The following is a 13098-nucleotide window of genomic DNA, read 5'->3' on the forward strand; positions in this document are numbered from 1 at the left end:
ATAAATCCGCCGGGAAGTTTCCGGATAATTTACGGGGATTGCGATGTAAGGTACCGGGGCGGTATATCGCGTGGGGCTGATGCTGCAATCAAGGTTATCAACCTAAGAAATTTTGGACTCACAAAGACAGAGCCAGAGGCTCGACCGATACCCTAGCAACGGATTTCAATCCGTTGTATTTTCCGTTGTATTTCGGCAGAGCATGAGGCCATATTGGGTTGCCGTGTTGCAGTGTGGTGCCCACCCCCGGGTTGAAACCCGGGGTTAGGATATCGGTCGAGCCTCTGGCTCTTTTGCTTACAACTCCAGCTTCTGCTTATCCTTCAAAAGCTGTTCCTTCAACTTCCCATAATCCACATCCTGCACCGCCACATTGCTATCAATCGCCAGTACCGCCGCAGCCGCAGCGCTTTGGCCCAAAATCATAAACACCGGTTCCATGCGGATAGAACCGTAGGCGATGTGTGTAGCAGAGAGGCAGACGGGCACGAAGAGGTTTTGACATTCCTCCTTTTTAGGTACGATGGAAGCGTATGAAATGCTGTACGGCTGTTTCGGGTGTACACCTATATCACCTTCGTTTTGTACGAAACCGTCGGCTTTTACGTAGCGTTGGGCGTTGTGGGCATCCAATGAGTAAGAACCCATGCCAATGGATTGCGAGACGGCCTTTTTACCCAAAGTTTCATTTTCAGTCATGACGCTCTGGCCGATCATGCGGCGGGCTTCGCGGACGTAGATCTGGTGGGGCCAGCCGCCGTTGTCTTTGAACTCGTCTTTGGGTAAGCCCCATTTTTTCATTTCGGTCTGCACATCTGCCGGTACACGGGGATCATTGGACAGGAAATACATCAGGCCTTTCTGATACAGCTCGTGCTCTTTGATGATCGCTTTTCTGCGCTCGTAAGTTGCGTCGGGGTAGTCGTAGTTCTGGCCGATAAAGTCGGTGCTGAACGGGCCGTGGTTATTGGTATCCGTTTTTTTATTGGGGATGGGATCGTATTTGTCGAAGGTCTCCGTCCAGCCCGCTTTGTAAACGCGTGCCAGCAATTCGTACTTCGAAGCGTCGTAGCCTGCCGGTTTTGGAAAGGGAATACGGTTTTCCGGATTCATGGAAAGGCACATACGGAAGCAGTAGGCTTGTATTTTGTGGTCCCCGTCACCTTTTTTGCCGATTTTCTCTGCACTTACATAAGGCAGCAAGCCGCTTTTCGGGTCGCCCTCGATTTTATAGGGGCTGATGTTTTTCTTGAAATAATGTCCGTGCTGGAAAACTTCCGGCTGGATACCATTCCATTCTTCATTGTAAACGCTGTTCGCTTCCCGTCCGACGTGGTATTTCACACCAGCCGACGCCATCAGATCGCCTTCATAAGTGGCGTCGATGAACATTTTGCCTTTGAAAGTTTTGCCGCTCAATGTTTTGATGGCAACGATCTTTCCATTTTGCTTCTCAACGCCCTTTTTGCGGTCTAGCCACTCGTCGCGGTAAATTTTCAGGTTGTTTTCTTTCACAAAATCTTCAAAAACCTGCTCAGCTACGTGCGGCTCGAAGATCCACATGGTGCGGTCGGTACCGTCCATGGCCGGCGTGCCCTGACCTTTGTTGCCATACTCTTCTTTTTTCTGCCACTGCCAGGCTTCGGGTTTGTCGTAATGCAAGAACACGCGGTGGTAGAATTCCCTCGCCAATCCACCGATCACGGCTTTGTTGCCGGTATCGGTAAAGCCGAGGCCCCCTGCTGAAAGTCCGCCCAAATGCTTGTCTGGCGAGACAACGAGGACGGTTTTGCCGGATTTGACTACCTGCACGGCAGCGGTTACCGCGCTGCAGGTTCCGCCGTAAACGATCACGTCGGCTTCGTAGGTGCTACCCGACTGTTTTTGTGCGAAAAGGGCGCAGGCGGTTTGGATAATGAGTATCGTGAGCGTAAACAGAAAGCGTAATTTTCTCATGAATGGGCCTGTTAGGATTTAGAAATTATTTTGAATCAGGGACAAACAAAACCGCATCCGCCACTACCGTGCCTTTTGCACCTTCCGAGGAGATGCTGACTTGGGAGCTGGTACCTTTTGGCAGATTGAATTTTCCAAGATGAAACCACTCCCCGGAAGTCTGGCCTTCTATGACAATGTCCTTTTCTTTGACGACGATGCTCTTCACTTCCTTACCAAAAGTCACTCTCAATGTCATTTCAGGAGCGGCCTTGGCTACTTTGGGGAAATACATATAAATATCGTACGCTTTGGAAACCTGGATGTCCGGTTTAAAAGTCACCGATGCACTGCTTTTATCAGCGTCCGCAACAGAAAGGAACGAGGGGCCGTAACCTCCTCTTTTGACGGTCGTCCAGTTGCCATTGACGGTTACATGCTGGTTGTCATCATTATCGACCAGGATCTCAGGCGTGGATCCGTTCACAAGCGGATTAGCCGTCAGGCTTGCCTGCAGTTGGGAAACATTGATCTGTTGAACCGGCTTTTTGGAATCGATCGCCATCACCGCCGCCAAAGCCGCCGATTGCGCGAGTACCATAAATACGGGTTCCATACGGATCGAGCCGTAGGCGATGTGAGTGGCTGAAAGACAGACCGGTACCAACAAATTCGTGCATTCCTTTTCTTTTGGAACCAGCGAGCCGTAAGCGATCGGGTAGGGGCCGAAGCCCCCGACTTCTACATTGCCCTCGTTTTTCGCCATGCCATTTACCACAATGCGCTGAATATTATGCGAATCCATCGTGTAGGCAGCCATCCCCACGCCATCCTTAACGATTTCTTTTCCTTCGCAATTAGCTTGTTTCATGACATAACTCCCGATCATTCGCCTCGCTTCGCGGACATACAGTTGCGGCGACCAGTTGCCCGTTTCGGTGTATTCGTCTTTGGGATAACCCCATTTCAACATGGCCTGACTTAACTCGGTCGGCACCCTCGGATCGTGACCAAAGAAGTAAAGCAGACCTTTTGTGTAGGTTTCGTGGGCCTTAATGATTTTTTCTCTGGTTGCATAGTCGCCGTCCGGATATTCGTAATTCATGCCGATCATGTCTGTTGAAAAGCCGCCCTTATTATTAATGTCGGTTTTGTTATTGGGCATTCTGCTCCAGATAAAATAATCCGTCAGAGCCTTTTTCTCCGGGTACTTTTTGATAAGCCTTGCGAGCAGTTCGTAGCGATTGGGATCATACCCTTCCGGTTTTGCAATCGGGATCATATTATTGGGGTCAGATGAAAGGCAGATCCGGTAGTTGTAGGCTTGCACTTTCTTATCACCGGCTCCGGTTGCATCCAGTTTCCCATCCGAAATGCCCCAAAGTAAGCCGCTTTCGGGTTTTCCTTCGGTTTTGTAGGGATCGATGCCGTCGGGGATCTGGTGTCCGGTCATGAGCTGCACGCCATTGATCGTCTCGTTGTAATCGCTGTTTGCTTCACGGCCCACCGCATAGCTCACGCCCGCTTTTGCCATCAAATCTCCCTCATAAGTACAGTCGATGAAAACTTTGGCGGCAATAGTGCGATTGGTCTTTGGGTCAGGTTTCAGGTTATTTTCCAAAACAATGGATTTGATCTCAGAGCCAGACTTATTGGCGTTGACGATCCTGTTTTGATAAACCACTTTGATGCCTGCTTCATCCAGGTATTGCTGCAAATTCTGTTTGGCGACTTTCGGCTCAAAAGTCCATTGTTCGAATTTGCCGTAATGCTTGCCAATCCTGCGATAAAAATCTCTTGCTAAGCCGGTTATCGCATATTTATTACCAATATCAGTGTAGCCGAGCCCGCCGGAAGTCATGCCTCCCAAATGGCCACCCGGTTCGATCAGCATCACCGATTTGCCTGCCTTCTTCGCCGTATAAGCTGCGATCACACCGGCGGAAGTTGCTCCGTAGATACATACATCCACTTGCTCTGGCGGCGGTGTGCCGGGCCGAAACCCGGATAACACCAACGCAATGAAGCAAGCGGCCTGCGCTAATATTTTGCTCATATTTTCTTGTTTTGATTGGATCAAAAGACTTTTTAATAACCCGGATTCTGATCCTTGGCGGTCAATGCTTTGTTATAAAGGATTTCTGAATTAGGGATCGGCCAAAGCATATGTTTGTCAGCAACCACAATATTTTTGACCTCCAAAATGCGCTGCTTGGCAATTCCCAATCTTTTCAAATCATTCCACCGCTTGCCTTCGTACATTGTCTCATACCCTCTTTCCTGTACTACTTTGTCAATAAAAGTTTGCAGGGTAAAATCAGAGAGTTTGAAATCGACGGTCGAAACGGAGGTCGACGGTTTACCATAAGCGCGGCGGTGCACTTTGTTCAGGCTTTCCAATGCTTCTGCGGTAGGCGCGCCTTTGGCGCGCGCATCTGCTTCTGCGTGGAATAGCAGCACATCGGCAAAGCGGTACCACGGATAGTCGTTCCCTGCTCCGGCAGTAGCGGCAGGGTCGCGGTATTTGCGGTAAAGCAGGGAAGTGGGTCCCAAGCCGATATCAACATTGTAAAACATGTGGTTCTTGCGCAGGTCTTTAAAATCCCAGTTTTTGATCACAGAATTGGAAACCGAATCGGTATACTGCGCGTACACGCCGCCGGGACCATAATAGGCATATTGGGCTGTTTTCCGGTGGGCGTAACTTACCAATCCAAATCCCTGCTGCCGGGAATATTTGAAATAAAACACTTCCTCGGTCGTATTGACGACTTCCGGGCCATATATTTTTTGAAAATCCTCCGAAACGGTCACTTCAACGAGCGAGTATTTCTTGGAGTCGATTACTTCCTTCGCTTTCGCACTGGATTGCTCCCAGTTTTCCAGGTACAAATAAATCTCAGAAAGCAATGTTTTGGCAGCCCATTTGGTGGGCCGGCCGATTTCCGCCGGCGAGTCCGGCAAGCCTTGCTCGGCGGCCAATGCGTCGCTCAAAATTAGTTTGTAGACGTCCTCTACCGAAGATCTCGGCACGTCGGCTACGGTCATATTTTCTTCCGTGCGCAATGGAACGCCCGCCCAGTTACGTACCATGGCAAAGTAAATGAGCGATCTCAAATATTTGGCTTCCGCCACATAAGCTGTTTTCTCCGCATCGCTCATAGAGGTGCCTTTTGGGACGTTGCTGATCACCAGGTTTGCATTCCGGATCGATTGGTAAAAGTTGTCCCAGATCACACCGACACGGTTGATGTTGGTATTGTCGAGACCCTGGTACAGGCTGACGGGCGTTTGCGTTCCTCTGGAGTTTCCATAGTCCGCTAAGCCTTCGAGCTGAGCGGGGTAATTGATCGAGAGGGCGTTATCCACCCGCATCGGACCATAAATCGCATTAACCGCGGCTTTTGCTTCCGCGGAAGTATTATAAAAATTTTCTGAGGCCAGCGACTTCGGCTTTTCCTCGAGGACATCCGAGCAGGCCGTTAAAATCGCCGTCAGGACCAAACAAGTGAATATTTTATACATATTTATATTTCTTTAACCAGTTTTAAAAAAACTTAAAATCCTACCCTGAGTCCGATTGTAGTGGTTTTCGCCATTGGATATACATAATGGTCGACGCCCTGGACAATGGAATTGGAAGCTCCGTAGGAATTCACTTCCGGATCATACCAGGAGTACTTGGTGAACGTGATCAGGTTTTGTCCGCTGACGTACAGCTGCGCATTGGTCATCCATTTGATATGCAGCTTGGTAACTGGCAGATTGTAGCTCAGCTGGATGTTTTTGAAACGCAGGTAGGAGCCGTCTTCCACGAAACGATTGGACATCTGGGCCTGCGATGAGGTTTTGATGATCGGATATTTTGCGTCGGTATGGGCCGGGGTCCAGTGATCGAGGTATACCTCGCGCGGCATGTTCAGTGCTTGTCCGTAGTCGTAACCCTGTCCCTGCGCGCTCAGGTTGAAGATATCATTACCTTGGGAACCTTGAATGAAAACCGTGAGCTCGAAATTTTTGTAAGACATCGTCGAATTGAAACCGTAGATAAATTTGGGATTGGGGTTTCCAATGATCCGTTTGTCCCCCGCGTCGCGGCTTCCGTTGTTGTTGTAATCTTCATACGCGATAAAACCCTTGTCGTCATACCCCTTTTCAACATATCCGTAAAAAGATCCCAGTGGGTAACCTTCACGGAGGATGTTCACGTTATCGTTCACTGCCGCGCCAATCGTGCTGCCCAGAATGTCGTTTCCGCCGTACAGTTTGACGACCTTGTTCTTGTTGAAAGATATATTTGCGCCCGCGTTCCATTTGAAAGCCCCTTCCAGGACTGTGGCGTTGGCAGCGAATTCGAACCCTTTATTCTGGATTTTCCCAATGTTCTGAATGGTATAGGTATAACCCAGCGAGGACGGGAGCTGCACATTGTTGAGCAGGTCGCGCGTGTTTTTGATATAGTAATCGGCCGTTAGATTGATCCGGTTGTTGAGCAATCCTACGTCGATACCGATATCGGATTGTGCCGTTGTTTCCCATTTCAGCGACCCGGCCAGTCGCGTTCCAGGCGCATAAGAGGTGGTTAAAGCATCACCAAAAACGACCTGTCCGGAGGCAAGCTGGTTCAAAGTAAAGTAAGGGTTGATGGAAGTATTACCGGTTTCACCATATCCCGCCCTTATTTTTAAATCGGAAATGAAGGGAATACTTTTGATAAAATCTTCCTCGGAAAGCCGCCAGGCTAGTGCAGCAGAGGGGAAATAACCCCATTTCTGACCGTCGCTGTACCGCGACGAACCATCGGTGCGGAAACTGACGGTTGCCAGTATTTTGCTGTTAAAGGAATAATTAACCCTCGCCAGATACGAAAGCAGCACCCATTTTTGATAAGAAGAGCTGGGTACGTTCTGCGTAGTAGCTGCGCCGATATCGTACGTTTCCTGATTATCGCTGATAAAACCGCTTCCGGACGCATTTAAAGTGGTAGCCACATAGTCCTGATAGGTAAAACCTGCGACGGCCGAAAGACTGTGCTTGCCAAACTCCTTATTGTAACTGACCGTATTCTCACTCAGCAGACTACTTACGCGGTTAGTACCCACAGCAGCCGAGCCTTTCGAATTGACGAATTTGGTAGTTGTGTAGGTATCGGTGCGGTCGTCGGTACTTTCAATGCCTGCCATCGTCTTGATCGTCAGTCCCTTGATCGGCTCAAATGTCAGTGCGCCATTGGTCAGGACCTTGTTGGAACGAATAAAATCCGAATACTGATAGAGAAAATTGAGCGGGTTCGTGATCACATTGGAACCCCAGGCGTATGCTTCTGCCAGTTTGGTATAAGAGCCGTCGGCGAGCGTCGGGGCGATGGTTGGGTAACCTGATAGCATCGCCGACATCAGGGTCCCGCCGCGGTTGCCCTTATCCGAATTTTTACGGTCGGAATCGATCCGGCTCAGTACCGAGCTTAAATCAAATTTGAATTTTTTACCAATATCTGTACTGAGGTTGAAGCGCAGCGCATTGCGGATGTAGTTGCTTCCGATAATGATCCCATCCTGGTTAAAATTACTTCCGGATACCGAGAACCTTGTTTTATCCGTACCGCCGCTTACTGTAATGGAATGGTTCTGAACCGGCGCCTTCTGAAAAGCCAGGTCCTGCCAGTCGGTACCTTTCCCGAAACCGTTGATCTGATCCTGGGTGAAATGCGCTGGTAAACCATCGTTTGCGGCTTGTTCATTATAGAAATTGGCATACTCGGTCGCGTTCATCAGGTCAATTTTCTTTCTCAATTTCTGGGTTCCATAATATCCCTCGTAAGAAACGGCGACCCGACCGGCTTTGCCTTTTTTGGTGGTGATCAGAACCACACCATTGGCTCCCCTTGAACCGTAAATCGCAGTGGCGGAGGCATCTTTTAAAACTTCTATGGATTCAATATCTGCATTGTTGAGCAGGGTTGGGTTGCCAGAGTAGGGAAATCCGTCGACGACATACAGCGGCTCGTTACTTCCCTGGATCGAGTTTGTTCCCCGTACACGCACGCTGATCGCGCTTCCGGGCGCACCTGTGTTTTGAGATACATATACGCCGGCTGCGCGTCCTGCAAGTGACTGTACGAGGTTGGTGGCCGGATAAGCATTGATGTCTGCGGATTTAATAGAAGCTACCGAACCCGTGAGGTCGCTTTTTTTCACCTGGCCATATCCAATTACCACTATTTCCTGTAACGATTTGTCTTCCAGCAGCATGTTGACGGTCAGGCTGGTTTGGTTACCCAATACAATTTCCTGCGACTTGTAACCGACAAAACTGAATACAATCACGGTATTGGGGGCCAGTTCCTCAGCCATCTCCAGCTGAAATTCGCCATCCGGATTGGTGGTGGTACCCGTTTGTGTGCCCTTCAATACGATGCTCACACCGGGCAGCCCTGCTCCCGATTCGTCGAGGACTTTACCGGTCAGTTTCCTTTTTGGTGCCGTCAACGGTATGGTTTCCCCCGCAGGCGCTTCCTGTGGCGCTGTTTCCAGTCTTCTTAGAATGATGATTTTGCCAGATACTTCGTATTCAAGCCCTAGCGGAGTCAGAATTTGGTCCAACACCTCATAAAGTGGTTTATTCACAGACGATACGGTGACCTTTCGCCCGGATTTGATGATTTTTGAACTGAATACAAACCGGATATCCACCTGCTTCTCGACCTGATGAAGCACTTTTTTCACTTCGCTGCCATTGGCTGATATCGTAACTTTCTGGGAAAGCAGTGATTGCGCCTGGCCATCGTGCGCATAGCCGGTTCCGATGAACCATATGGCAAATATCATTTGAGTAGCTGTTATTCGCATTGTCCAAAGTAATACCTGGCGGTACTTAAAGGGTTTTTTCATAGATTTGAATGTTTTGTTAAGATTGAAAAATTGGCAAAACGATCCCTGCCTCCTCGCGGAGGAAATGGCGACAACCAAAGGGGATTTTCTTGAGCCGGTGATGCGGGAACATTGCCGGCTCTTTTTTTGAGGTTATTCTTTCTTTTTCGTGATGGAGATGGTTTAAAGGTTCTAGTTTTTACATCCTTTGCTGTGTATGACGATCTGCCCGTCGAGGATCTCGTAACTGGCTTCTACAGCCTTGCAAATGATTGATAGTTTGTCGTGAAGTGTCTGGTTATCCAAAGTGGCGGTGAGCGGACAGTCTTTCAGCAATTCCTGGTCAAACAGTATGTCGATGCCATAAGCCTTTGCTATTTTTTCAAAAACCTCGCTGGCAGGGGTGTCTTCAAATTCGAATTGCGGTATTTCGGCTTTGGCAACCACCATTTCCGGTTTTTCAACCAGGGTTTTTACCATTCTTACTTCCTCTCGTGAGTAAATGATCTTCTGATTGGGCCGGAGGACGACGCCCTGCAGGTCGGCACTGGTTAGTTTTTCTTTTGCAGTCGGGTCTGAAGCCGGGAATACGGAGACACGTCCGGTTTTAACCTCCACCGTGACCTCGTTGGAATTGCCATACGCTTTAATCGTGAAACTGGTGCCCAAGACCTTGGTAACCAATCCATTGGAGTATACAAAAAAGGGTCGCCCGGTATCCTTGGCAATATCAAAGAAGGCCTCTCCGGTAAGATATACTTCCCGTTTTTCTTTTGGCAGCTTACTCGGGTAGCGGAGCTTGCCGGCTGGCGCGAGGGTAATGCGGCTGCTGTCGTCCAGCATGATCCGCATCGGCCCGGAAGAGTCGTTGACCTTTTCTATAAAAGCCTGATCGGGCTGAGAAGCACTTTCGGCAATCGCTGTCCTCACCGCTTTTTCCTGGGGGGCAGATTGGTAAATGGCCCACGCGGCAACGAGCAGGAGGGCAACAGAGGCTGCGATACGGAACCACGGCATACGATAGGCAGGTGCAGGATTAAACCGGGTTTCCGGTTCTTCGTTGATCCTGCTTACGGTCTGTTTAACAATCTGTGTGATTTCGGGCTCGCTGATCTCCGGTTCATGCAAACGCAGGGAAAGTACGATGGCCTTTGCCTGCTGGATTCTTTCCAGTGTTTCCGGGTTGGCATCGATCCAATCCTGCCAAATTGCATCCGTTTCGCGGGTGGGTGACAGTACCCATTGGCGAAAAAAATCGTCCCAGACAAAATCCTCAACGGTGAAGTCGTAATAGCGGTCCATAGTTCATATTTGCGTCTATAATCCGATAGACATAAACCTGGCCGGGATACCAATAAATTTTAAAGAATTTCTAAAAAAAAGAATAAAATATTTTTGAAGTGGTACTATCGTGCTGTTTTATAGCATTAAATGCATCATGATCAAGGCAAGGAATTCGGCTTTCCAATGCGTTTTGAGTTGTTTGATAGCGATCTGGAGAAGATTGGATACGGTTTGCGGGGTGACAGACATGACCTCTGAAATCTGTTCGCGGTCCAGCCCCTGGAAGAATTTGAGATAAATTACTTCGCGCTGTCTCCTGGGAAGCTCCTGCACCAGTTTTTCGAGATGCCGGGCCCGCGCCTGGATCGATTCATTGTGGATGTACTCCTGCTCGACAGAAAATTCCAATTCGAAATGGTCGCCCGGGCCGGAGAGGTCCAGGTCGCCGATCCGGAACCGTGAAGTGACCTGCCTGTGCATGAGGCGCCGGAGGGACGACATCAGGTAAGGTTTGACGGCGGCTTCCGCATTGAGGTTTTTTCGTTTTTCCCAAAGATGGAGAAAAAGGTCCTGAATGGAATCCTTCACAAATTCCTGATCGCGGGAGAATTTGGAACCGTAACGAAAAAGCATCCGGAAATGGAGCGACATAAGCCGCTCAAACGCTGCTACATCTCCTGCCAGGAACCTTTGCCAGGTGATCTGGTCGTCGGAAGATTCGGGTGATTTGGGATGTAGCTTCATAATGCAGGTAAAAGACTTGACGACACCAGGTTGTCGTTGCCCGTATCTTTTACAAGATTAATCAAACTTAATCCAATTTTCCTCCTAAAAGACTCTTTTTTTTACGTCTTTTGAGTGCCGGTCCCGGGAAAGTGGAACCTACAATAGTCAACCGGATCAGTTAAAACCGGGCACCACGAAAGTCTGCCACAAAGCCCAACCATTTGCGCGATCAGCCCGACGGCACCCCGGCTGCTGGGAATCCTGGCCAACGCAGTTTTTTCTCCGGTTTTTGACCAATCAGAATAAACAAACGCATTAATGAGGTTTGACCAGCACGATGGTCGAGGAGAGGCCGGGGATCTTTCTTTCGGCGCCGTTATGCGTGAAACGTGTGTAGCTGTAATAGCTGCCGCAATCGGTTTTGCGCAGTTCATAAAAGGCGACGAGGGTGTCAGTATCCAGGTGATTGAGATAGAGCAGCAGTTGCGTAACCCCGGAAGTATAGTTGGGCGGATATGTCTCGAATGTAAAACCATCCAGATTTTGATCATATTTTTTGGTCAGGGTCACATTTTCCTTTCCGACAAGCAGCTTTATAGAGTCAGCATGGTAGCGGGCGTTTTTATCTGTAACCAGATTCTTCCCATTTTGATCAAAAATAGCGAAACGCACAGGTGCAGTCTGCATCTGGTCAACGGTGTCGCAATTGGTGCAGGATCCAAGCGGGCAGAGCGACAGCACGAAAATGACGCATTTCAACGTTTTGTTCTTCATGGTTAGCACGATGGTGAGGCAATTTAACAGGCAGGAACGACCTTATTTTTGTTTGTCAGCTTATTGAATCAGAGCATCTTTGATATAGAAAGGTTGGATTTTAAACAAAAACGGACCAGCCAGAATAGTCTGACTGGTCCATTTTTACTGATATAACCTATTGGCCTAAAGAAGCTTACCAAAGAGGTTGTTTTAACTTGACGAAATAAATCGTGTTGCGGTCGACAGTACCTGTTGCGGGCAAAATTTTGGTATCATAAGTTCCCAACTGGCCGGTTTTTGTAACCACTCCAAAATCGTCGTCATTGGAGATGGCAATGGTATTAGCGTCGATGATGCAAATTCCTTCTGCTTTATCGTGTGGATAAAGGGTTGGGATGTCGGTCATCAGGTCGGCTGCCAATGTTTTGCTTACGGGAGTGATGCCGTTTGCGGCCAATCCTGCAAAGTCTTTCAGCTCTTCCACCGTCTTGCCGCCATAGAGCTTGCCGCTCTCGCCATTAGCGGGGTCAGATATATCTGTGGCGCCCGAAATGTCGATTTTGAATACTTTTTTGAAAACAGACCCTCTAGTAGCGTCCGTAGCATATTCGCCATCCCTTTCAATCACCAGGAATTGTGTATTGTTGATCGCCACGATCTCGCTGTTGGCCTGAAGATTTGCTTTGTCGATCAGGTATACATATTGTTTGCTCTCGCCAGTTGCAATATCAAAGGCGAGGATTCGCGTCACCATTGAGCCCGTGATGGCAGCCGACGAAGGGTTGAAAAGAGGAAACTGCATCATACCCACCAAAGTCTTTCCATCAGGTGTGATCGCCAATCCTTCCATACCACGGTTCGGTCTTCTTCTGGCGAAAACGAGCGGGATTTTGCGGCCACCCGTGCCATTTCCAAAGGGATTAATGCGCTCGATGGTTTTACCGTTGGCATCAAAATGTACGATATGCGGGCCGTATTCGTCACTTACCCAGAAAGTGCCGTCGGCCGCCATAGCCAGTCCTTCCGAATCGATGCCGTCAATGCTGTTTGGAAGGACATTACCCATCACATCCAATGCAGTTTCACCGCTGAAACCAAAGCCGGCAGGGTTGGGCAAACCATTGAGATTGTTCCCATTTGCGTTTTTCAAAAAGATCGTCTTTTCAAGGACCAACTGGTCCCCGATCAGCCGGAATTTCCCGATTTGCGGAACGAAGTCAGGCGAAGAAAAGACCTTGACGTTGGTGCCGGCACCATCAATGTTCGAACCCCTGTCCGTCAGCAGATAAAACGCCATGTGGTCGTTCGGGTCCTGCACGAGGGCAGAGCCAAAGCCACCATTGTATACCGTCACGTCGCCTACTTTCGCGAGGATAGCAGGATTGGAAGCTTCGGCCTTCGCCGGATAATTTTCCGAAGGAAGGCCGTGGTCCGTACAGCCGCTCAGCAAAGAGACCGTAGCCGTGGCGGCGAGAAAAGAGTGTAAAAAGGTCTTCATTTTGGCAAGTTTAGTTTTGGTAAAACTACA

At 49.0% G+C, this 13098-nt stretch carries 8 protein-coding genes; all 8 read right to left on the bottom strand.

Annotation, left to right across the window (positions count from 1 at the left end):
• Positions 1 to 297 precede the first annotated feature (297 nt).
• Positions 298 to 1956 carry an FAD-dependent oxidoreductase gene (locus AC1XUF_RS16075; protein WP_483342837.1) on the bottom strand — a complete coding sequence of 553 codons (1659 nt, stop codon included), beginning with the start codon at positions 1954 to 1956 and terminating at the stop codon, positions 298 to 300.
• Between the two features lie 25 nt (positions 1957 to 1981).
• The gene (locus AC1XUF_RS16080; RefSeq protein ID WP_483342838.1) at positions 1982 to 3991 is read right to left on the bottom strand and encodes an FAD-dependent oxidoreductase; all 2010 of its coding nucleotides are present in this window, start codon (positions 3989 to 3991) and stop codon (positions 1982 to 1984) included.
• 32 nt (positions 3992 to 4023) lie between these two features.
• On the bottom strand, positions 4024 to 5460 hold the full coding sequence (locus AC1XUF_RS16085) for a RagB/SusD family nutrient uptake outer membrane protein (RefSeq protein WP_483342839.1): 1437 nt from the start codon (positions 5458 to 5460) through the stop codon (positions 4024 to 4026).
• Between the two features lie 32 nt (positions 5461 to 5492).
• Positions 5493 to 8825 (bottom strand): TonB-dependent receptor, encoded by a 3333-nt coding sequence (locus tag AC1XUF_RS16090; RefSeq protein ID WP_483342840.1) that lies wholly within the window; start codon positions 8823 to 8825, stop codon positions 5493 to 5495.
• A 171-nt stretch (positions 8826 to 8996) separates the two neighbouring features.
• Positions 8997 to 10106 carry a FecR family protein gene (locus tag AC1XUF_RS16095; RefSeq protein WP_483342841.1) on the bottom strand — a complete coding sequence of 370 codons (1110 nt, stop codon included), beginning with the start codon at positions 10104 to 10106 and terminating at the stop codon, positions 8997 to 8999.
• 117 nt (positions 10107 to 10223) lie between these two features.
• Positions 10224 to 10832 carry an RNA polymerase sigma factor gene (locus AC1XUF_RS16100; RefSeq protein WP_483342842.1) on the bottom strand — a complete coding sequence of 203 codons (609 nt, stop codon included), beginning with the start codon at positions 10830 to 10832 and terminating at the stop codon, positions 10224 to 10226.
• Positions 10833 to 11129: 297 nt separating this feature from the next.
• The gene (locus AC1XUF_RS16105; RefSeq protein WP_483342843.1) at positions 11130 to 11588 is read right to left on the bottom strand and encodes a hypothetical protein; all 459 of its coding nucleotides are present in this window, start codon (positions 11586 to 11588) and stop codon (positions 11130 to 11132) included.
• A 175-nt stretch (positions 11589 to 11763) separates the two neighbouring features.
• Positions 11764 to 13068, bottom strand: a complete 1305-nt coding sequence (locus AC1XUF_RS16110; RefSeq protein WP_483342844.1) for an esterase-like activity of phytase family protein — start codon at positions 13066 to 13068, stop codon at positions 11764 to 11766.
• Positions 13069 to 13098: the final 30 nt, after the last annotated feature.

Source organism: Dyadobacter sp. HNCC25DJ185, from assembly GCF_056895195.1.

Excerpts from the sequence above, each read along its gene's own strand:
- AC1XUF_RS16075 (WP_483342837.1), bottom strand. The coding sequence starts at position 1,956 with ATGAGAAAATTACGCTTTCTGTTTACGCTCACGATACTCATTATCCAA.
- AC1XUF_RS16080 (WP_483342838.1), bottom strand. The coding sequence starts at position 3,991 with ATGAGCAAAATATTAGCGCAGGCCGCTTGCTTCATTGCGTTGGTGTTA.
- AC1XUF_RS16085 (WP_483342839.1), bottom strand. The coding sequence starts at position 5,460 with ATGTATAAAATATTCACTTGTTTGGTCCTGACGGCGATTTTAACGGCC.
- AC1XUF_RS16090 (WP_483342840.1), bottom strand. The coding sequence starts at position 8,825 with ATGAAAAAACCCTTTAAGTACCGCCAGGTATTACTTTGGACAATGCGA.
- AC1XUF_RS16095 (WP_483342841.1), bottom strand. The coding sequence starts at position 10,106 with ATGGACCGCTATTACGACTTCACCGTTGAGGATTTTGTCTGGGACGAT.
- AC1XUF_RS16100 (WP_483342842.1), bottom strand. The coding sequence starts at position 10,832 with ATGAAGCTACATCCCAAATCACCCGAATCTTCCGACGACCAGATCACC.
- AC1XUF_RS16105 (WP_483342843.1), bottom strand. The coding sequence starts at position 11,588 with ATGAAGAACAAAACGTTGAAATGCGTCATTTTCGTGCTGTCGCTCTGC.
- AC1XUF_RS16110 (WP_483342844.1), bottom strand. The coding sequence starts at position 13,068 with ATGAAGACCTTTTTACACTCTTTTCTCGCCGCCACGGCTACGGTCTCT.